General features: G+C 67.4%; 31 protein-coding genes. 5 read left to right on the plus strand and 26 right to left on the minus strand.

Annotation, left to right across the window (positions count from 1 at the left end):
- Nucleotides 1–154: 154 nt before the first annotated feature.
- From D0D37_RS15785 to D0D37_RS15895, 24 genes are all read right to left on the minus strand, one after another.
- Nucleotides 155–538, minus strand: a complete 384-nt coding sequence (locus tag D0D37_RS15785; RefSeq protein ID WP_116201298.1) for a hypothetical protein — start codon at nucleotides 536–538, stop codon at nucleotides 155–157.
- The gene (locus D0D37_RS15790; RefSeq protein WP_116201299.1) at nucleotides 535–828 is read right to left on the minus strand and encodes a hypothetical protein; all 294 of its coding nucleotides are present in this window, start codon (nucleotides 826–828) and stop codon (nucleotides 535–537) included. Before D0D37_RS15790 ends, D0D37_RS15785 begins: the two co-directional genes overlap by 4 nt.
- Complete coding sequence (locus D0D37_RS15795; protein WP_116201300.1) at nucleotides 825–1628, minus strand: hypothetical protein; 804 nt, start codon at nucleotides 1626–1628, stop codon at nucleotides 825–827. Before D0D37_RS15795 ends, D0D37_RS15790 begins: the two co-directional genes overlap by 4 nt.
- Nucleotides 1625–1876 (minus strand): hypothetical protein, encoded by a 252-nt coding sequence (locus D0D37_RS15800; protein ID WP_116201301.1) that lies wholly within the window; start codon nucleotides 1874–1876, stop codon nucleotides 1625–1627. Before D0D37_RS15800 ends, D0D37_RS15795 begins: the two co-directional genes overlap by 4 nt.
- The gene (locus tag D0D37_RS15805) at nucleotides 1873–2085 is read right to left on the minus strand and encodes a hypothetical protein (RefSeq protein ID WP_116201302.1); all 213 of its coding nucleotides are present in this window, start codon (nucleotides 2083–2085) and stop codon (nucleotides 1873–1875) included. The genes D0D37_RS15800 and D0D37_RS15805 overlap by 4 nt, the downstream gene beginning before the upstream one ends.
- Entirely contained in the window at nucleotides 2082–2888 is an 807-nt protein-coding gene (locus tag D0D37_RS15810; protein ID WP_116201303.1) for a hypothetical protein, read from the minus strand. The genes D0D37_RS15805 and D0D37_RS15810 overlap by 4 nt, the downstream gene beginning before the upstream one ends.
- Complete coding sequence (locus D0D37_RS15815) at nucleotides 2889–3242, minus strand: hypothetical protein (RefSeq protein WP_116201304.1); 354 nt, start codon at nucleotides 3240–3242, stop codon at nucleotides 2889–2891.
- Nucleotides 3243–3376: 134 nt separating this feature from the next.
- The gene (locus D0D37_RS15820) at nucleotides 3377–3652 is read right to left on the minus strand and encodes a hypothetical protein (RefSeq protein WP_116201305.1); all 276 of its coding nucleotides are present in this window, start codon (nucleotides 3650–3652) and stop codon (nucleotides 3377–3379) included.
- Nucleotides 3652–4215, minus strand: coding sequence for a hypothetical protein (locus D0D37_RS15825; protein ID WP_208719972.1), 564 nt, complete (start codon nucleotides 4213–4215; stop codon nucleotides 3652–3654). The genes D0D37_RS15820 and D0D37_RS15825 overlap by 1 nt, the downstream gene beginning before the upstream one ends.
- Nucleotides 4216–4893, minus strand: a complete 678-nt coding sequence (locus D0D37_RS15830) for a lambda exonuclease family protein (RefSeq protein ID WP_116201306.1) — start codon at nucleotides 4891–4893, stop codon at nucleotides 4216–4218.
- On the minus strand, nucleotides 4890–5249 hold the full coding sequence (locus D0D37_RS48825; RefSeq protein WP_116201307.1) for a response regulator transcription factor: 360 nt from the start codon (nucleotides 5247–5249) through the stop codon (nucleotides 4890–4892). The genes D0D37_RS15830 and D0D37_RS48825 overlap by 4 nt, the downstream gene beginning before the upstream one ends.
- Nucleotides 5246–5464 carry a hypothetical protein gene (locus tag D0D37_RS15840; RefSeq protein ID WP_116201308.1) on the minus strand — a complete coding sequence of 73 codons (219 nt, stop codon included), beginning with the start codon at nucleotides 5462–5464 and terminating at the stop codon, nucleotides 5246–5248. The genes D0D37_RS48825 and D0D37_RS15840 overlap by 4 nt, the downstream gene beginning before the upstream one ends.
- Nucleotides 5461–6090, minus strand: a complete 630-nt coding sequence (locus D0D37_RS15845) for a hypothetical protein (protein WP_116201309.1) — start codon at nucleotides 6088–6090, stop codon at nucleotides 5461–5463. Before D0D37_RS15845 ends, D0D37_RS15840 begins: the two co-directional genes overlap by 4 nt.
- A complete protein-coding gene (locus D0D37_RS15850) occupies nucleotides 6090–7094 on the minus strand; it encodes a DUF5131 family protein (RefSeq protein WP_116201310.1) in 1005 nt (334 codons plus the stop codon). Before D0D37_RS15850 ends, D0D37_RS15845 begins: the two co-directional genes overlap by 1 nt.
- On the minus strand, nucleotides 7091–7348 hold the full coding sequence (locus D0D37_RS15855; protein WP_116201311.1) for a hypothetical protein: 258 nt from the start codon (nucleotides 7346–7348) through the stop codon (nucleotides 7091–7093). The genes D0D37_RS15850 and D0D37_RS15855 overlap by 4 nt, the downstream gene beginning before the upstream one ends.
- Entirely contained in the window at nucleotides 7348–8124 is a 777-nt protein-coding gene (locus D0D37_RS15860) for a hypothetical protein (protein ID WP_116201312.1), read from the minus strand. The genes D0D37_RS15855 and D0D37_RS15860 overlap by 1 nt, the downstream gene beginning before the upstream one ends.
- Nucleotides 8124–8561, minus strand: a complete 438-nt coding sequence (locus D0D37_RS15865; protein WP_116201313.1) for a hypothetical protein — start codon at nucleotides 8559–8561, stop codon at nucleotides 8124–8126. Before D0D37_RS15865 ends, D0D37_RS15860 begins: the two co-directional genes overlap by 1 nt.
- A complete protein-coding gene (locus D0D37_RS46625) occupies nucleotides 8558–8695 on the minus strand; it encodes a hypothetical protein (protein ID WP_162834261.1) in 138 nt (45 codons plus the stop codon). Before D0D37_RS46625 ends, D0D37_RS15865 begins: the two co-directional genes overlap by 4 nt.
- Nucleotides 8695–9066, minus strand: a complete 372-nt coding sequence (locus tag D0D37_RS15870; RefSeq protein ID WP_162834262.1) for a hypothetical protein — start codon at nucleotides 9064–9066, stop codon at nucleotides 8695–8697. The genes D0D37_RS46625 and D0D37_RS15870 overlap by 1 nt, the downstream gene beginning before the upstream one ends.
- Complete coding sequence (locus tag D0D37_RS15875; protein ID WP_116201315.1) at nucleotides 9063–9368, minus strand: hypothetical protein; 306 nt, start codon at nucleotides 9366–9368, stop codon at nucleotides 9063–9065. Before D0D37_RS15875 ends, D0D37_RS15870 begins: the two co-directional genes overlap by 4 nt.
- The gene (locus D0D37_RS15880) at nucleotides 9365–9667 is read right to left on the minus strand and encodes a hypothetical protein (protein WP_116201316.1); all 303 of its coding nucleotides are present in this window, start codon (nucleotides 9665–9667) and stop codon (nucleotides 9365–9367) included. Before D0D37_RS15880 ends, D0D37_RS15875 begins: the two co-directional genes overlap by 4 nt.
- A gap of 262 nt (nucleotides 9668–9929) precedes the next feature.
- Nucleotides 9930–10667 (minus strand): phage antirepressor, encoded by a 738-nt coding sequence (locus D0D37_RS15885; protein ID WP_116201317.1) that lies wholly within the window; start codon nucleotides 10665–10667, stop codon nucleotides 9930–9932.
- Nucleotides 10668–10682: 15 nt separating this feature from the next.
- Nucleotides 10683–10934, minus strand: a complete 252-nt coding sequence (locus D0D37_RS15890; protein ID WP_116201318.1) for an excisionase family DNA-binding protein — start codon at nucleotides 10932–10934, stop codon at nucleotides 10683–10685.
- Entirely contained in the window at nucleotides 10931–11263 is a 333-nt protein-coding gene (locus D0D37_RS15895; RefSeq protein ID WP_162834263.1) for a helix-turn-helix domain-containing protein, read from the minus strand. The genes D0D37_RS15890 and D0D37_RS15895 overlap by 4 nt, the downstream gene beginning before the upstream one ends.
- Before the next feature lie 209 nt (nucleotides 11264–11472).
- Here D0D37_RS15895 and D0D37_RS15900 point away from each other — a divergent pair, with 209 nt between their 5' ends.
- From D0D37_RS15900 to D0D37_RS15910, 3 genes are all read left to right on the plus strand, one after another.
- On the plus strand, nucleotides 11473–11898 hold the full coding sequence (locus tag D0D37_RS15900; RefSeq protein WP_162834264.1) for a helix-turn-helix domain-containing protein: 426 nt from the start codon (nucleotides 11473–11475) through the stop codon (nucleotides 11896–11898).
- Between the two features lie 135 nt (nucleotides 11899–12033).
- Complete coding sequence (locus D0D37_RS15905) at nucleotides 12034–12441, plus strand: hypothetical protein (RefSeq protein ID WP_116201321.1); 408 nt, start codon at nucleotides 12034–12036, stop codon at nucleotides 12439–12441.
- Between the two features lie 31 nt (nucleotides 12442–12472).
- On the plus strand, nucleotides 12473–13720 hold the full coding sequence (locus D0D37_RS15910; RefSeq protein ID WP_116201322.1) for a site-specific integrase: 1248 nt from the start codon (nucleotides 12473–12475) through the stop codon (nucleotides 13718–13720).
- 1849 nt (nucleotides 13721–15569) lie between these two features.
- Here D0D37_RS15910 and D0D37_RS15920 read toward each other — a convergent pair.
- The gene (locus D0D37_RS15920; protein WP_116201324.1) at nucleotides 15570–16178 is read right to left on the minus strand and encodes a DUF3558 domain-containing protein; all 609 of its coding nucleotides are present in this window, start codon (nucleotides 16176–16178) and stop codon (nucleotides 15570–15572) included.
- 495 nt (nucleotides 16179–16673) lie between these two features.
- On the opposite strand from D0D37_RS15920, the gene D0D37_RS46630 reads away from it, so the two are divergent.
- Nucleotides 16674–16883: a hypothetical protein gene (locus D0D37_RS46630; RefSeq protein ID WP_162834266.1), complete on the plus strand. Its 210-nt coding sequence runs from the start codon at nucleotides 16674–16676 to the stop codon at nucleotides 16881–16883.
- Nucleotides 16884–16961: 78 nt separating this feature from the next.
- Here the strand turns inward: D0D37_RS46630 and D0D37_RS15930 are convergent, their stop codons facing one another.
- Nucleotides 16962–17939 (minus strand): amidohydrolase family protein, encoded by a 978-nt coding sequence (locus D0D37_RS15930; RefSeq protein ID WP_116201326.1) that lies wholly within the window; start codon nucleotides 17937–17939, stop codon nucleotides 16962–16964.
- 70 nt (nucleotides 17940–18009) lie between these two features.
- Here D0D37_RS15930 and D0D37_RS15935 point away from each other — a divergent pair, with 70 nt between their 5' ends.
- Nucleotides 18010–18930 carry a LysR family transcriptional regulator gene (locus tag D0D37_RS15935; RefSeq protein WP_116201327.1) on the plus strand — a complete coding sequence of 307 codons (921 nt, stop codon included), beginning with the start codon at nucleotides 18010–18012 and terminating at the stop codon, nucleotides 18928–18930.
- Nucleotides 18931–18949 lie beyond the last annotated feature (19 nt).

Raw genomic sequence — 18949 nt, forward strand, 5'->3', positions numbered from 1 at the left:
CTGCTGCTCGTTTCGGGTTCGGGGCGCGGCGCGCAGTAGCGGCATTCCGGTGGTTGCTCGGCTCGGACGGTGAGGCCGCGTTGCCCGCAGTCGGGGCATGGAAGCATCGGGGTCGGCGCGGGGCCGGGTCCGATGAGCGGCCTCGTCCGGACGGTCATGGCACGGTCTCGATGCAGCATGGTCCGGCGTATTGCTTGTCGCCGACGCGTTCGACGGTGTCGCCGGGGTGGTACTTCTCGTCGCACCGTGCGCACCGGCCGGGGTAGGACGCGGTGAAGATGGTCGGGCGTCCGTCGATGGTGGCGGGCCGCCGGTTGCCGCCGGGACGGCAGTGCGAGCATTGATCCTTCGGAAGCTCGGTGAGGCCACAGCGTTCGACGGTGGGTGCGGGTTCGGCCGCGCGGAGTCGGGCGGCGAGTTGTTCGATCTCGACGCGGTCGGCTGCGGTGAGCGGGATGATGCGGCCGGTGACGGCGTCGCGGCGCTGGTTGGTGCTGCGCCACTGCTTCTCGGCCCGCTCGTAGAACTGGTCGGTCATGAGATCACCTCGTCGAGGCTGCGCTTCAGCTGCATGTGAACCCAGCCGTCCTGATCGGGCCCGAACTCGGCGACGTAGCCGTGTTTCATCGCGATCCGGTCGGCCTGCGGGGCGCAGTCGGCGCGGATCATGTCGTTCCACGCGTCCGGGTAGGTGGCTTCGAGGCGGGTGTCGAGCGCGCCCATCGCCCAGCCGGCGACGTACGACTGGTCGTCGTGCGGGCCGCCTTTGCTGGTGACGGTGACGAACGGCATCACCAGCCCGTATTCGGTTTCCTCGGGCTCGCTCACGTGGTGCTCCTGTGCAGGCTTTCGATGGTGGTCCAGGTCGGGCAGGGCGCGGTCGGCCAGTAGAGGGCGTCGCAGCCGTCTTCGTCGCAGCCGTCGACCTGCGCGCAGCCACGGCATTCGAGGCGCTTCTCGCCGTTGAGCTTGGGTGCGTGGTCGCGGATCAACGCGCGAACGACGCTGTTCTGCGGGATGTCCGGGATGGTCGCGAGGAGGTCGGCGTGCCTGGCGAGGACGAGTTGCCGTTCGATCTCTTCCCGTGCCTCGCGTTCCTCGGCGCGGGTGCGGCGCTCGGCGAGTTCTTCCGGCGTCGGGTTGAACATCTTCCGGATGATCTCCGCGCCACGGCCGGACGAGTCCGGGATGAACGCTTCAGGGTCGTCCCGCTGGTCGCCGAGCACGCGGAAGTTCGGGACGGAGACCTCAGCGACGGCGGGTCGCGGGTCAGCGATCGCGAGGACGTTGGGGATGGTGGGCGGGTCGAAGTAGTACGGCCCGGACCGGCCGGGCGCGGCGTCGGTGTCGTCAGTCGGCCACTGCTCGACCGGCGGTGCGACCTCGCAGCCCTTGTGCATCCAGCCTTGCCCGGCGGCGGCGTGCGCCTGGCAGCCGACACCAGCGTCGATGCACGCGGGGCAGAGCAGACGCGGGTCGTCTTCGCCGCCGGGGATGGTTTCGAGGTGCGTGGTGGCGGGTTCCTCGCGGCCGCTGAAGCCCTGCCCGCACGTGGCGCAGGTGCGCCACGCGTCACCGCGGACGACGGCGACAGCGTGCTGCAGTGAGCGGCGCAGCCCGGCGGTCACTGTCTCTTGCCCTTCTGGTCCGCGAGGTGAGTGCACAGGCCGCCCAGCGTCCAGCACCACGAGCAGTACGGACCTGTACCGTCACCGTTCACCTCGAACACGAGAGACGCGTTCTCCGCGCCGATTCGCTCGATCTCCGCGACGACAAAGTCAGCGATCCTTTCGGAGAACTCGCGGCTCACGCCAAGCTTCTGCTCCACTTCATGGACGTAGTCCCGTTTCGCGATCAAGTCCTTAGTGGTGCTCATGCTTCCTCGTTTCGTTGGTGGCGCTCGCTTTCCTCGCGAGCGCTGTCCTCGTACGGTCCGAACGTCTTCTGCCGGAGCAGGTGCGGCGCGAGCTTCGGGCGGCAGATCAGGCACGGACGCAGCGGCGGATCCGCGTTGCGGTCCTCGAAACCGCCGTCGCACTCGTGCTCGTCCTCGACGACCTCATCTCCAGTCCGGTCCAGAGTCACGACGCCCTCCTAGGTCTCAGCGTCCGAGGCTGGTGATCACACAAAGCCGTCCCCGCGTAGCCGTCCGCGTCGCAGCGGTCGCACCCGTCGACCGCTGCACGCCGCGCCGCCGCCTTCGCATGCGCCTCCGCGGTGCGCGCCGCGTCCTGCGCCCGGGACTGCTCGACCTCCCACTCCCGGGCCTTGTCCCGCGCCGAACCGCACGCCCGGCACGCCCGTGTCGTCGGCTTCTCCAGGTGCTTCGGGCAGCGGGATGGCGGCCGGCCAGCCACCGGACGCGGTTCCTCAACCGCCACACGGCCAGCGATGTCCTCGTCCAGATCGACGCGGCCGCCGTCGAGCGCGTCCGCCGTGGCCGGGACCTCGTTCGCGAGAACTTCCCACGTCAGCCCGTCGACATCGCCGACGTGCTCGTCGTGGATCCGCCGCAACTCGGTCGCCAGTTCGTGCCGCAGCCGCGGCGACTCGATCTGCCGCGCGGCCTTCAACCCGCCGCGCAGCACCTGCGGTTGCCGCCACACCTCATCGGAGCGAATGAACGACCGGAGCAGGAACTCGTCGGTCTCCCAGTCGATCAACACCTTGCGTTTCTTGTCCAGCTCGTCGAGCGCGTCCCGCAACGCCTGCTCGTCCGGCCACCCGAGGTTCTTCAGCCACCGGCCAAACCTCACCGGGCCGCTGCCGCACTGGGTGGTGTGCGGTTCCGTCATCACCGCGAAGTAGACGAGTTTCGCGGCGTCACTGTCCACATCCGACAGTCCCTGCCAGATCGTGAACAACAGACGGGCGTGCGAGCGAGCCATTCAGGCTGTCCTCCGATGCGGTCTACGGATCGGAGCGATCTGCGCAGCGAGTTCCGCAGCTTCCTTCGCGGGCACACCGGCAGCCCGATGACGTCGGTACTCGTCGGGGTTCGCGCGCCACCGCAGAAGTTCGGCGGCGGTCCGGTCGTCCGGGACCATCGCGGCGAGCAGTACGACTAAGGCGTGCGCACCCGTCAACGCGTCTTCGTACACCATTTCGGCGTCGGCGAGCATCGCCTCGACGAACATCGTGTCGTCGCGGCGCACGGCGGCAACGAGCTTCTCGGCGGAGGGGACGAGGGTCTCGAGGTAGCGGTCGCCGGTCAGCGGCGAGTCGGGGGGTCGGCGCGTCATCTCGCCTCCTTTCATTTGTCGTGCACGGTGTCTGTCATCTTTTGCGGACACCGAACCGGCAGCGGATCTTCGTTGGGTGGTGGCCGGGCGGGGCTTCTGGAGGCAGGGGGGTGAGCCCGCCCCACCCGGCCACGTCAGTGCCGAACTCCGGTGTGGTCTTCCGCAGCGGACGGCACTGGGCTCTGGGCGCCGAGTATCACTTTGGCCGGAGGCCACAAGCCCGCCAGCGCGGCGTGCGCACGCGACAGGCCGATCGCGACCTCGGCCTTGCGCAGCAACGAAACGTCGCGCGGATCCTGGTCGGCATCGAACTGCTCGTACGCGGACTCGGCGCGCTCCAACCAGTCCTGCGACTTCTCGTAGTGCGACTGCTCCTCAGCCACACGCAACGCGATCTCCTCGGCCGACATCACGCGTCACCGCCCGCAGTGAGGTCCGGGTCGTCCGGCAACGTCGGGTCCGCCGGATCGACACCCCCGGCGGAGCCCGGGTTCGTCAACGCACCGACCTCTCGCTCGATGACCTTGCGCCGCTCGGGAGTGGCGGTCTTCCACTCGCGCTTGAACTCCGCCACGCGATCCTCAGTCGACTCGACCAACGGCTGCACAACGAAGATCGCCGACTTGCCGCGCGTCACCAGCAGCGGCACCTGCCGCGGCTTGTCGAGGCCGCTGAGGTGGCTGATGCGGGTCCCGCCGACAGCCTGCCCGCCGAACCGGACTTCGGGATCGCAGTACAGGGTCACCCGGCGACCGACGTAGGTGGACGCATCCGGTCCCCAGCACGCGACGAGCACGCGACGCATGCTCTTCCCCGGGCGCCACAATCGCGGGAACTCGGTGAGCTTGATGTTGACGGGCTGCTCGGCGTTGCCCTTGGAAACCTTCTCAATGGTGAAGGTCCGCGGTCCGCCGAGAAGGTCGACCGCGTCGAGCTGATCGCTCGTGGGCGCGATGCTGTCGGTGAGGTCCATCTAGATCGTCATCTCCATCTCGGTCGTCCGCTCGGTGACGGGCAAGCCAACGGTTTTCGCCAAGTAGTCAGCAGTCATCTCCGCAGCGGAGACCTCGAACCGTTCAGCGACGGCGACGATCGCTTCCTGCCACTCCGGATCCGGGAACACTCGCTTGTGCCACATCGGCATCCCGCCCGAGTAGCTGATGAAGTCCAGCCACTCACGGCCGCTGACGAGCAGCCCGGCCTGGCACTGCGCCATGAACTCGACGGGCACCTCGCTGGCGAGGATCGTTCGCAGGTGAAGCTTGGAGCGGCGTGACTTCACCTCGATCAGGCCGTCCTCGCCGACAAGACCATCGGGCGAGTACCCGAGCTGCCAGGTTTCCTCCTTGCGGAGAAGGAAACCGACCTGCCGGACCTGGCGGTCGTAGACCTTGGCGTACAGGTCGCGCGCGGTCAGCTCTTCCTCGATGCCGCGGAGCATGTCGTCCCCGACGTAGGTCGGGTCCGTGTGGCCGGTGATGCGTTCGGCTACGAGCTGCGCCGTGAGGCCGCGGCTCTGATCGTTGGCGGCGGGCTTCCGTGTCTTCGGCGTGATGAGCTGCCCCACGACGGACGCGGTGATGATCCCTCGACGTTGGTCGTGCCACTCGTCGGAGCCTTGGATCACGTCCGGAAATTCAGTGAGGGTCACTGGGCACCGCCGAGGATTCCTTGCTGGTAGCCGACCGCGACAGCTTCGGCCCGGTCGCCGACGCCGAGCTTTTTGAACAGGCGGCGCGCGTGAGACTTGATGGTGTCCGGCGACAGGAACAACTCGGACGCGATCTTCGCGTTCGACTGCCCGCCCGCCATGCCTTGCAACACCTGCAGTTCACGTTCGGATAGGCCGCCGTTGAGCGGCTCGGGTTTGGTGAGCCGGTGGTGTGGCGTCTGGGTCGGCCCGGTCGGCACGGTGTCGATGGCGAACCCGCCGCGAGCGACGTGCGCCGCGAACGACGGCCAGTCAGCGGCCGACACCGTGACGGCGTGGATGGTGGGGGCGGTCATCGTGGGGCCTTTCGGTAGAGCCTGGATTCGGCGGCGATCCGCTCATCGGTGATCTGGTTGAGGTCGCCGTCGGCGAGCCACGGGCCGCCGGTGTGCGGCGGTTCGGGCTTGTCGTCGAGGTGCCGGAGCGGGTAGCGCTTGTCGACCGCGAGGACGATCGCGAGCACGACGAGGACCAGGCCGACACCGCCGATCGCTTGCTGCAGCACGGTCACGCGATCACCCCCGCCCGCTTCAACAGCTGGCGTGCCGCGTCGACCCGCGCCCAAGCGGTCGGGTCGCCGCCGACGTCCGGGTGCGCGAGCCGGGTGGCGAGGCGAAGAAGAACCGGCAATGCGGTGTGCCTGCTGCGTTCGGTGAACTCGGCCAGCCACCGCACCGCGTCGTCCACCGAACCGAACCCGACAGGCGCGGTGGATTCGATGGCGCGCCAGCCGGCGTACTGCTCGCCGCGGGCGGCGACGCCGTACCGGTCGAGGGCGCGGAGGTGCTGCAACCCGAGCGCGATGGCGCGGAGGTTGACCTGCCAGTCGGGGTCTCCGTAGTAGCGGCCTTTGAACGCGTCGCACGGGTAGGTGAGTGCGCCGAGCTTCGCGGAGGTGAAGGAGATCGCGACGCCGGGGTGCCGGACTTCTGCGCGGGCGCGAAGCATCCCGTCACGTCGAACGTCGGCCTCGGCAGCGACGACCCGCACCGCGACCGCGCCTTCGACCTTGAGGTGGTCGAGTTCGTCGGCGAGCAGTTCGAGGGTGGCGTCGAACTTCGCACGGAACGGGTTCCACCGGCGCGACTTCGTTTCCGGGTAGGGCCAGCGGGGCATGGGCTCGATCTGCCACTGCATCACGCGACCCCCGTCGGGTACTGGTCCCAGGTGCGCCCGTCAAGTTCACGCCCGGCGCGTTTCTTGCCCCAGCGCCGAATCGGTGCTTGGTGGGCGTCGAGATGGTCATCTCGTTCGAGGGACCACGGTTTCGCGATCGGCTTGTACGGTTCGTGGCCGTACTGGTGAGCCCAGGAGGCGTAGGCGTGCGTGGCACCGCGCGCCTCCGCGTCGCCTTTCGCGGCGGCCAACTCGTCGTCGGTGCCCAGCCAGCCGACGGCAGGGTCGCAGAGCCGAATGCTCCAGGGCGCGGGCCCCCACTCGCCCCACTGCTTGAACAGGAACGGCACGCCGACCTCGACGCATTGGTCCCGGAGGGACCGCGCCCACTCGGGATGCATCGGCCGAGCGGCCCGGCCGGACTCGCCACCGACAACTACCCAGTCGAGGCGGCGAGCGCTCCAGCCTCGGTGAAGGTCGATCGGTCCGAGCAGCGGTTCGGCGGAGATCCACCGAACCGCCGCCGGGGTGTCGAGCAGCGCCGGGATCCGGATGTCCGCCCAACGCTGGTCCTCAGTGGACACACCTAGCCACACGTTCGGCAGCGGCCAGCCTTCTCCGAGCACGTCGCCCTGGTCCAGGTTGTTCGCGAGGAACACCTGCTCGCGGAATCCGTCGTCGCTGAGCAGCGACCGCATCCGACCGTGGCGCTTGGTCAGAACCTGGAACGTGTGGTGCGAGGCCGCCGCCATCACGCCGAATACCTTGGCGATGTACTCGTCCGGCACGTCGTCGTGGAACAGGTCGCTCATCGAGTTCACGAACACTCGCCGCGGCTTCCGCCACCGCAACGGCACGTCCAACCGCGCCGGATGCAACGTCACCGTCGCGAACGATCCCTTGCCGTGGAAGCGTTCGTGCAGCGTTTCCGCGTAGCAGTGATCGCAACCCGGCGACACCTTCGTGCACCCGGTCGCCGGGTTCCAAGTCGCGTCCGTCCATTCGATTTTGCTGGCGTCGCTCACGATCCACCGTCCAGACGCTCCAGAAGATGAGGGCCACCGTGGTGAGCGAGAAGCTTCAACGCGGCACGGCCGCCGTTGTGGCGGGCGATCTGTGCCGTGAGCTTCCCGCCGACCTCGATGTGTTCGCACAGCGGCGACCCGCCGTTGAACAGGTGCGCGAGACGCGACACGTCATGCGTGCCCGACACCACGAGCACGACGACAGGTTCCGGCCCAAACTCGGTCGGCCGGTCGTAAGCGCGGGACTCGTACATCACGCACCTCCGCCCGGCTTCGGCACGCGCGGCGCGACTTCCCACGCGTCGAGGACGATCGGACCCAACTCCGTGACCCTGCCCTCGTCCACGAACACCGCCAGCCCATACGGCACCTTCGGATCCGACCGAACGGACGTCACCGTCCGCACGGCACCGTCATGCAGCCGACGAAGCCGCATCCCCTCACGAGGCTCGAACGACAGCTTCCGCACAGGATTCGAGTGCACGAGCTGGTCCGCGTGGAACCGGCGAAACCCAGGCTCGGCAGTCGGCGGCCACGGTTCCCGGCCCTGCCCGCGCAACACCCGGAACCCCGCCGCTGCGACCGCGGTGAGCGTCTTCTCCGCGCGCGCCCGCGCCGCTTCCTTCGTCCACTCCGGCGGTGCCGAATCCGTGAGCACGTCGGCGAGCAGGTCTCCGTCAACGAACCCGGGTACCGCCTGCCGTTCCTGCGCACGCTCCAACGCCAACCGCGCAACCGTCGCACGCAACTCGCCGATCGTCGCGGAAGCCTTGCCGTACGCACGATTCCGGTCCCGCAGCTCGCGGGTGAGCTTCTCCTCCTGGGTCGGTTCGGAGAGATGCTGCGTCTTCGACTGCAGAATCCCTCGGCCGATGTGCTTGCGGTGCTCTTCCCACGCAGCCAGGGTCTCGACCTTCAGCCCGCACCCGCACACCCCGTGGTCCAGCTTGTTGTGCGGCTCGGGGAACAGCGGGAGCGGCGGAACGATGACAACGCCGTTCTTCTGGTACTCGACAGCAGCCTTGCTCATCACGCACCGAGCCCTTCGACCGTGCCAGCCGCCACGTACTCGGTCAACCGAGCGAGCGTGATCTCGGTCCGCGCGTACTTCCCGCCGGTCCGCCAGCGATGCAAATCGCCGCCCTCGGTGTCCCAAACCCGCGCGGTGTAGCCGCCGAGCGTCGCCTCGACCTCGACCGTCACCGTGCGCGCTTCTTCGTCATGCCACCGCAGAGAGATCGTCGGGTGGTCGAAGGACTTCGCCCACGCCAGCAACGCCTGCACGCCGTCCACCTCGCCCAGGTAGCCGTAAGCGGCGATCTGCATGACGAATCCGGACGGGTCCTTCGCCGAGCGAGCATCCACGTTGACCGATGGCAGGTGAGGGTTCCTGCGGAGGTGCTCGGCGACCGCGGTGAGCTTCTCGGCCAGTTCAGCGGCCGGGGTTTTGATCGTCGTCTCGGTCATCGCGGCGTGTCCTTCGGCTGTTCGGTCTTGTTGGCCTCGTTGGTTTTCTGCTGCCGCGTCGCGGTCTTCTCCCGGGCGACGTCGTCCTTCGCCCGCTCCACCGTGCGGTTGATCAACCGGTCTCCCCACGCCATCACGCACCCGCTTTCGCGGGCGCAAGAACCCGCTGTCGAGTCGCGGCCACCGCGACAAAGTCCTCAATGGACAAACCATCGTGGGCAACGAACTCCGGGACCAGGCTGGAAAGCACGGTCATAACGACTGAGATCGGTTTCCCGCACAAGATCAGGCCAGACACCGTGATCAGGGAAAGCGAGGCACCGCGCTCTACCTGCATCCGCTTCTGCGACAGATGCTCGACCCACGAAGCAAACGCGGACACATCGTCATCGTGCAGCCGCACAACCGGTTGCCCTGCAAGACGCACCGACAGGAGCCGATGATCGTCCAGTCGCCACGCCTCTGCGTGAGCAACGATCCGCCCCAGCGTGTCGAAGTCGTTCACGACCACACCCCCGCACCAGCCGCGACACCCAACGCGCCCGCCGTCGCGAAACAACCCATCGCCACACCAGCCGCACCAACCGTCGACACCCAACGCACCACCGCCGCCGCACGCGGAAACCGCGGTGCCACAACACGAAACGTCGGCTGCGTCGGCATGTACTCCACCGACACCGGCTCACGCACCACCGGCAACGGCGCGGTCACGACGCCGTCCCGCCAGCAGCGCAACATCGCGCCCAGCACATCCGGCTCAGCCAGCACACCCTCAACCGTCAACACCTGCGTCGCCTCGGCGCTCATCGGTTGATCACCTCAGCAGCCGCCTCCTGCAACGACGTCCGGTAACCCTCAAGCAGAACCACCGCGTTGCCGATCTGCTCCACCGCAGCACGGATCGCGCCCTGCACGTCCTCCGCGTTCTGCCGCAAACGCTCATTGAGCTGCGACTGCTCACCCAACACAGCCACAACCCCCGCAGCAGCCTCGTCCTGCGCGGCGTGAAGCTGCTCCGCCAGCTCCTTCACCTGCACGGCCTGCGCGACCGGCACCTGACCGCCGACCGCCATCAACTGGGCAGCCACCTCCGCCTGAGTGCTCATCGCGCACACCGCCAAACCGCGCGCACCACACCGAACACAGCCGCCGTCGACAACCAACCACGCTCACGCCGGTAAATCCGGCACACGTCCACCAAACCCACACGCGACCGGCAATGCCGCCCCGGTCTGGCAGAATGCTTCCTGGTCATGAGGGACCACTCCTCTTGATCTGGGCCCGGTGTTCACAGCACCGGGCCGACTAATTTGCTGGCTTGGGAATCCGGCGAGCCGAGGCGCTGGGGTCACCCGGCCCGCCGGAAAATCAGGCAGCGAGCAGCAACGGGCCGGACCCGCCGAGCCGCTTGTGCAACTCGTGCACGCCCTTCACCGTGATCCGGATCTGCCGGGTCACGACCTGCTCGCGGGTCCGCGGATGCTCATAGGACGACGCGCGCACCGCCAGCCGGCGAAGCTCCACCTGACGCTGAAACGGCATCCCGCCCGCATCGACCCAGCCGATCCCGCGCAGGTACTTCGCCAGCCGGTTCTGGCCGGTCGCGATCGCCGGGTCCCGGTCGAGGATCTGCGCTGCCTCCCGCAGCGAGTAATCCCCGACCGCCTCGGCCAAGTCGCCCCACGACCGCGCGGCCGGCTCCAGTTCCGCGTTCCGCTTGAGGGCCGCGACGTACCGCTCGGCCATCTCCAGCTCCGACATCGGCTTCTGCCGCGTGTCGACCACGCCGGTCTCCCGCAGCTCGCGGAGGATCGCCTTCACCCGACCCTTGAGTGACTTCGCCGACGGGAGCGTCGAGCGGAAGATCAGTTCCCAGATGCCGTCCTCGAAGATGACGGTCATGCGCTGGTCGCCGCCGGGGGTGCGGCAAATCGCCGTACCCTTCTCGGCTTCGTCGAGCATCTTGAGCGCATCGCTCGTGCGGGAGTAGTTGAGTGCCCGGGCGAATGCGGGAGCCTGGACGAACGGGGTGCCGTCCTCAGCGATCCCGAAGTGCTCGACAGTCAGGCCGTCACCGGCCGCGCCGAAGATGTCCAACTCAGACACGGTGATCCCTTCCGATCAAGCGGCGGTGATGCCGCGGGAAAGCCAGCGCTGCAGCTCGGCGTCCGGCACGACGTGCATTCGTCCTGCAGGGACGTATCCGATTTCGCCCGCGTGGATCAGGTCGAGCACGGTGTCGTAGCTGACGCCGGTGAGCTTGGAGACCTCGCTCGGCTTCCATGCCTGGCGAGGCGGTGCGGACGCGGCTTTCTCGAGGCGCTTCACGCGGTCGAGAAGCTCGTTGAGCAAGCCCAGGATCTCGGCGTTCATGCCGCACCGGCTTCGGGTTGGATGCGGCCAGGCGACTTCGTGTCGGACTGTTCGCGCTTCGGCGGTCCGGTCGTGGTGGGCTTCGGTTGTACCGGCGGCTTGCTCGGCTTTCCCTTCGCCGCGGGGAGAAGCTCGCTGACTTCGCACTCGAACGCCTTGGCCAGCAGCAGTGCCATCTCTTCAGAGCCGGGCTGGCTGCCCTGCTCGACGTTGTAGTAGTGGCTGGGGGTCATTCCGATCTGCTCCGCGATCTCGCGGGCGGTGATCTTTCGACCCCTCTTGACGGTCAGTGCCAGTCGCTTGGCTCTGACGTTGCGGAGGATCGGCATAACCACAGAATACGTAAAATACGTAAGTTGGCAAGCAGTAAGCCGCAAGTCAGGTGACATCAGGTTGAACCTTGCCAGTTCAGGCAACGACAGGTAACTTGGGCAACATGCGGATCTTACGTACGGAACGTCTCCGCCGAAGACCTCTGACCGGCTGGCGACCAGGCGAACGAGTGGCCCCGTGCACACCGAAACGTCATGCTCGCCCCATGGAGACGCAGAAGACGCAAGCGCGCACGCAACTAGGCGCGCTGATCAAGCGCACGCGCCGCCAAAAGGGGATGCGAAAGCAGGACGACCTCGCCGCTGCGACCGGGCTATCCGTCAGCGTCGTTAGCCTCGCCGAGCGCGGAGCCAAAGTTGAACCCAACACTCTGACCCAGATCGAAACGGCCCTGGGATTTCCGACCGGCTCATTCGAGGCCTTCCTTGCCGGCCGCGGCCCGCTCCCCGAGTTGATCGCAGCCACTGACGTGCCGTCCGTGTTGACCATGAACCGAATGGAGCTGGCCAACACTGCAGTGATCGTCGAAGAGGTCTGGGGGTCCGACGAGGGTGATCGATTCCTCCAAGACGCACTCGCGATGCGGCGCGCGAAGGCTAATCGAACAGACGATCGAAAACAAGCAGGTTAGACCATCCGGGTTTGGTCACTCGGCGTATCGCTCGTCTAGGCGAGTGACGCTGCCAAAACGGACGTAACATTAAGCTGCTTTATGTTGGTATTACCTGCGATTGGGGTAGTCGCCTAGACCGCAGGAGGGGTACCAGTGACCCAACAGCTTTACCAGTCGAGCACAGTCCGTAACGACAGGTCCGTCCGCCTGGCCGTGATGCTGTCACTGATAGGTGCCGTCGTGGCGACCGCAGCCAATGGGCTGATCGGGTGGGCAAGCAACGCATACGACTGGCACCCGCCGACCTTCATCTTCACCAACGGCGTCATGGTGCTCAGCTGGGTGACGTTCGTGGCGGTCGTCCATCACGAAGCAGGTCGCCGGCGCGCCGAGATTGACCGCGAGCAGTTGCGCGCGGACCTCCGCGCGGATGTCCATGCGGAAGCTGCCGCACTGAAACAGAGCGTCCGCGACCTGTTGCGCGAGCACACACCGCGGAGTTCTGCCCGCGCCCCGGAGACGGACCGGTACCTGCAGCTCATCGACCAATCAGAGTCATAGGCGCGCGTCTGCGCGCGGAAGGAGTCCTCCGATGGGAAGACCCCGCGCGGACCTCGGGTACGTCAGCGAGATCACCTACAGACTGATCCGTGACGACCCGGAACTTTGGGAGGCTCGGGTGCGCATCCGGTTGCGCAGCGGCCGATCTGCGCGCCCGAGCGCCCGCGGCGCGACCGAGAGAGCGGCAAGGAACGCCCTCAAGAAGCGCGTCGTGAAGATCTCCGACCGTGTGGTCGGATCGATCCTAAGCAGCGAGAGCCGTTTCGGCCTGGTGATGGACAAATGGCTCGCCGAGTTCAAGAAGAAGGTCGACCGCGGCGAACGGGCGGAGAAGTCGTACTACGACTACCGCGACACCGTCGCACAGCTGAAGGCCCGCATGGGCGAGCTGGCGTGCTGGGAGGCCGAAAACCCGGGCCTGTGTGACGAGGTCCTGAAAGCCATCCGCGACGAAGCGGCGAAAAGCAAGCGTTCCAAGGGCGACGGATACGCCGCGGCGAAGCGAGCCAGGACTGTGTTGTCCAACGTGTGCGGCTACGCGATGCGGCACAACGCGATGACAACGAACCCGGCCAAAGCGGTCGAGATGATCGAGCAGATCATCAAGGAAGACGTGCGCGCGTTGGAACCGCACGAGCGCGCGGACTTCATGGCGAAGGTGCGAGCGTTCTGCACGGAGAGGGTGCAGGAGAGCAAACGCGGCGACGCCGGAGCCCAGGCGTGGCTGGACATGCCGGACATCGTCGAGGCGATGCTTGCGACCGGCGCCCGCCCTGGAGAGATCCTGGCGGCGATCGGATCGGGAGTCGTGCCGTCCGAGCGCACCATCCTTCTCGACCATCACCTCGTGCGTGTCGAGGGCGTCGGGCTGGTGCGCAAGCCGCGGCGGAAGGGCGGTCACCGGACCGGCGGTACACCCATCAAGCCGATGTATCCGAGTTGGTCCGCGCCGATGTTCACCCGGCGCAAGCTCGCCGCCGGGGACCGAAACCCGTTGTTCGTCACGTGGAACGGGCAATGGGTCGACCCTGCGAATTTCCAGAAGCGGTTTCGCCGGATGTGCGACGCGATCGGTTACGGCTGGGTGGCGGCGCGGATGCTTCGGCACACGGTTGGTACTCACATCGTCGACGCGGGAGGCACCAACGAGGACGCGGCCGACCAGCTCGGCAACACGCCAGCGGTCGTGCAGAAGCACTACCGGCGCCCTCGGAAGACGAACCCTGCCAACGCGGCGAAGCTGGAGACGATGTTCGACCACCCGGATACGGGTTCATGATCGGGACTCCCGTCCAAAAACCGTCCACAAACAACCCGTACCAACGCGGGCAACACCGCCATTTCTGGTAGAGAAATCGCAGGTCAGCGACTAACGCGGACAACGCCATCATGTTCCTGCGACTCTCTAGGTCGCAGGTTCGAGTCCTGCCGGGGGCACCACCAGGGGCAACGCTGTGCGCGTGACAAGCACAGCGTTGCCCGAGCAAGAGACAGTGCTCCAGGTCACCGGTTCGAGCCCAGCGGGGCACCTCAGCCCCCGGCGCTCACAGGGGTCGGCAGCCGCACGACGCACACGCGGCTCACCAGGCCCCGCCTTCGCACTGCCGAGCACCTCGCATCTCCCCAAGCCCGGGCCAGCCACGGCACGCCCTGCCGTCCAGGTCCCGGACGCCCATGCGCTGTTGCCCGCGCCTCAACTGGCTCGAGACGTACTCGTGATCCCTTCTGCTCGCCCTAGCCCTGGAACCGCCATGACCCACGACTCGCCCAGCCGCCTGGCACAGAACCAAGCCGCCCGCGCGCTCTTCGAGAAAGGCCGTCGCGCCGGCCTCGTCCAACGGCACCTCCGCAAACTCCACCACCTGGCCCGGCACCGAACCCCACCGACCGCGGACACACCGCCACCGTCCGCCGCCCCTCTCACCACGGCGACAGCTCACTCGGCCACGGGGTCAACACACCCCAGCCAACCGACACGACCGCGCGGACGAAGGCACTCACCGCAACCACAGCAACTCGCCCTCGACACCGATATCGCCTACCGGCCTCCAACATCGCCGCGCCGACCGTCCACAGAGTCCTGCACGTCGGGCGAAGCCGCGTAGCCGCCAGCCAGAACGAAGCTGGGTCGTAGACAGCCCAAGTGTGGAAGCGGTCCCGGAGATCCGCTGAGAATCGGGCCGCTTGCACCACGCGACCGCCTCTGAACGACGGGCGGCCCGTGGGACGGACCGATGAGCCACCCGGCAGGCATCGACGAACCAGACCTCGCAGGACAGCCAGTCACGGCTGATCACGACGGCAGGTGGCCAGGTCCAGACTGACTGCTTCATTGCAATCTCCGCACACAAACCACGCCGCCGAGAGCTCCGACAGACCCGGCTTCCGGCAGATTGCGACCATTCCGCTCGCACGACCGCTCCGGCGAACCTTCGCGGATCGACCGGGATACCGCCCACCCAACCGCGGCCCGGGCAAGGTCGTTCTACGACAGCGGTTCCGTCACGCAGCCACCCCGCGTCACCACGCCGCAGGGAATACGTCGAGCCAGCAACAACACCGACGAGGTGCCGGACCTGCGTTCACGAATCACTTCGATACTCGGTTACCGCAACACCCGGTATCCTCACTATTCGTTCCCAGGAGTCGAGCAAGAAGTGATATACGGCCAGACTGGCTTGTCACCGAGCTGCACGCGGCGGGCGCTGGCGTGCGCCGCGAGGCGTTCGCCGTCATCCTCGACCGCACCGAGAGCACGCCGAGGCTCGACGTGGCCGGCGGCGACGTGTTCGGCGTCGACCTCGACCCGGCCAACGGCTGGAGCCTCTCGATGTACGGCCGCTATCGCATCTCCGGCTGCTTCGGGGCCGTTCCCCTCGTCGTCGGCTGCATTCCCGCGCGATGCCGCCCTCGCGCGGCTTCTGATCGACATCAGCAACGGCGAGCAGAACATCTCGAACATCGAGAACGACCGGGATGTTCGGGTAGCTGGTCGAATCAGCGAACCGGGGCAACCAGAAGACGCCTGCCGCCGAGCGGGAGGCGTAGCCGCTGGAGCCCCTCAGACCGGGTCACGGACAATACACGCTGAGCTTCCCGCTTGAGCCCGCGCAGAGGTCGAGTGACGATCACGACGCCCCCTGGAGATGTCCGACCATCGCGGTGGCGAACTTCTTCGCGATGCTGCAGGGGTCCTTTTTGTTCGAGCCCATGCTGATGTTCGGGAGGACCGAGACGGCGAGCTGATCGGTGACGCCGACCCAGAGGGTGCAGATGCCGTTCGAGCGGCTGTCCTCGGTACCGGCGAAGACGGCCGGGTAGCCGTAGACCGTGGTGGGTTCGAAGTAGGCCTGCTTGGCCTTCTGGTCGTAGATGTCGCTGATCCCGTGCTTGTTCTGCTCGATCGGCGTGTTGTTGACGAAGTTCAGGTTGCTTCCGGAGGAAGTCCAGCGGCAACCGTTCAGCACGCCGGTGCTTTTCTCGCCGGGATACTTGAGGCCGACCTGTTCTGCCTCCGAGGCGTTGAGCACGCTGCACGGGTTGGCGAGCAAGTCCTTGGCAGGCAGTGGGGACGGAACCTTGGGTCCCGAGCCGCCGCTGTCGGCCGGAGCGCTTGAGCCTGCCGGCGGCTGAGCAGTTCCTCCGGACCCGCCGGTCTCGCCGCCGCAGGCGGAGGCGGCGAGCAAGCCGATCGTGGCGACGGCAGCTGTGGCGAGTCGGACGGTGCGGTGCGGCATCTGGTGCTCAGACGCCCTTTGCCTGCTGGTTCATCTTGTCGCGGTTATCTTGCTCCGCCCAGCTTCGGTGCTGTGCGGCCGGGATCCGGGTTCCTTGACGGCGAGCAAAATCTCCGTGATCACCATCGAGATGGTGCCCGCCCTTTACGCAAGGCACGACCTGCCGCGCCGATATCGTCGAGACCCGCCGGGGCTGGCTAGGCCGGTCAGGTCCGGCACCCATGGTTGGTTCCTCTCGTTCGGGGCGTGTCGTGTGCAGGACTGCGCACCTTCCGCGGACAGGATTCGCGCCAGCAGAAGCTCCGGCCGCTGCGAGCGCTCAAGGCAGACGGTCTGTCTGCCTTGAGCGCAACCGCCAGACGGCAGTTCAATCCGGGAAGCTGCGCGAACTTGCTGTGCCGAAACGACGTCCTGCCTTCGAACGACGCTCTGTCGAACCACGCAACCTGGCGGAATATCGCGCTGAACTCGGCGACCCCTCCGAACCTCGCCCACGTGAACGAGGCACACCCGGAGAACACCGTCGCCGTGAAAGCGGCCGCGGCGATTCCCGCCTCGGCGAAAGACGCATCGCCCTCGAACACCGAGCATCTGACGCTGAACTTCCCTCCCATCCTCGCCTTTGCGAAGTTGCCGCCACCTCTGAACACAGCGAACTCGAAGTTGGCTTCCTTGGCGAAGCGAGCCTCCTCGAAGTCGGCCTGATCTTTAAAGAAGACATGTTCGAATGTGACGTTCTCGGCGAACGGGGAGGCTGGGTGAACGTTGCCGAAGGTCGGTGGGCTACGCCGTGACCTCCGCTGATTGGGCGCCGTCGAGGCGGGCCGCGGCGCTGGGGAACAGGGCGGTGGCGTTGCGGCCGATGTCCTGGCGTTGCCGGGGTGTCAGGCCGTCGAATTCGAGCAGGGATTTCCGGTTGGCTTCGATGGTTTCTTCGGTGCTGCAAGGCACGCCGGAGTCCGAGCCGTAGACGAGGTGGTCGGGCGTGGTCATCGTGAGCGCTGCCGTCAGGCTGGACGGGAACCCGGTCGCGGCGGTGTCGAGATAGAGCCGCTGCAGCTGGACGCGGATTTCGTCGGTGCTCAGGCCGTTCGGGTTGGGGACCCAGGCTTGGGCGCCGAGCAGGCCGAGCCGGCCCGACATGGCGGGCAGTGCGCCCCCGCCGCCGCAGTGGGCGACGATCAGCTTCACGTTCGGGTATGTGCGGAACACGCCCGCGTACAGCAGGTCGACAATCGTCCGCGTGGTCTCGAAACCGACCTCCAGCAACGGTGCCGGGCGGCCCTGCACGCCGTCGGCGTACGCGTCGGGATGCGCGAACACCGTGGCGCCGCGGCGATCGATCTCCGCCCACATCGGTTCCAGGCTCGGGTCGGAGAGGTACACGCCGTTGCGTCGGCACGTCACCGCGAAGCCGTCGGCGCCCAGTTCCGCCGCTCGGTCGAGTTCGGCCATTGTCGCGGCGATGTCGTCGGTGGGCAGGGCGGCGAGCAGGCCGAAGCGGTCCGGGTGGCACCGCACCAGGTCGGCCCCGTAGTCGTTGGACACGCGCAGTGCCTCGGTCGTGGCGGGCTGGTTGCTCAGCATCTGCATGCCGATGCCGGACCGGTCCATCTGCTCAAGCGTCTGCTCGACGGTCCAGTGGTAGGGCTCCGGGGCCAGGAAACAGGCGGCGCGCATCGACCGCCAGGCAGCCTCCCGCTGTTCGGGGGTGGTCGGCGGGGTGTAGTGGGCGTGCACGTCGATCCAGGCATCGGTCATGGTGCCAGCGTGCGCGCACCAGCGCCCCCAAGGAACCGCATACGCTCCATGGCCGCTATAGAGTCGGTCTATGCCCCTCGGGAACCGGCTGCACGGCCTCGACAACAATCATCTGTACGCGCTTCACGGGCTGCTGACCGAGCGAACCGTCACCGGCGCCGCCGCCCGGCTCGCGCGCACGCAGCCGACGCTGTCGGCCGCGCTGGCCAAGCTGCGCCGCCACTTCGGCGACGAACTGCTCACCCGCGTCGGCAACCACTACCAGCTCACCCCGTTCGCCGAACAGCTGCAGCCGTTGGCGAGCGTCGCGGTCGCCGCGGTCGAGCGGGTGTTCTCGGCGCAGTCGGAGTTCGACCCGGCGGGTTCCGACCGCGTGTTCACGATCGTGTCCTCGGACTACGGGACGAGCGTCGCCGGAGCCCGGCTGGTCGCGCTGCTCGAAGAACGCGCGCCGAACGTGAGCGTCCGCTTCAGCCCGGTCACCGCCGAAGCGCTCGGCCGCGACGGGGAGTTCGCCCGCGCGGTGGACGGGATCTTCATGCCGCACGGCTACCTGGACCTGCCGCGCTCGCTGGACCTGTTCCGCGACCGCTGGGTCTGCGTGGTCGCGGCCGACAACCCGGACGTCGGCGAGCAATTGACGATGACGGACCTGTCGCGGCTTCCGTGGGTCACCACGTTCGGCGACCCGCTCGGAAGAGCACCCGCGTGGCGGCAGATGGAACTGCTGGGCGTCGTGCCGCGGGTCCGCGCGATCGCCGATTCGTTCCTGGCCATGCCGCACCTGGTCCGCCGCGGCGGCGGGATCGCGTTCATGCAGCAGCGGCTGGCCCGGGAACTCGCCGGGGCACTCGGCGTGCGGATCGTCGACGCGCCGTTCGACGCGGTGCCGATCGTCGAGGCGTTCTGGTGGCATCCGATGCACGACGCGGACTCCGGCCACACGTGGCTGCGCGGGCTGCTCGCCGAGGCCGCGTCGCACATCGACTGAGGCAGGCTCTCCTGACCAG

It is taken from the genome of Amycolatopsis circi (assembly GCF_003385235.1).
GTDB classification, from domain to species: domain Bacteria; phylum Actinomycetota; class Actinomycetes; order Mycobacteriales; family Pseudonocardiaceae; genus Amycolatopsis; species Amycolatopsis circi.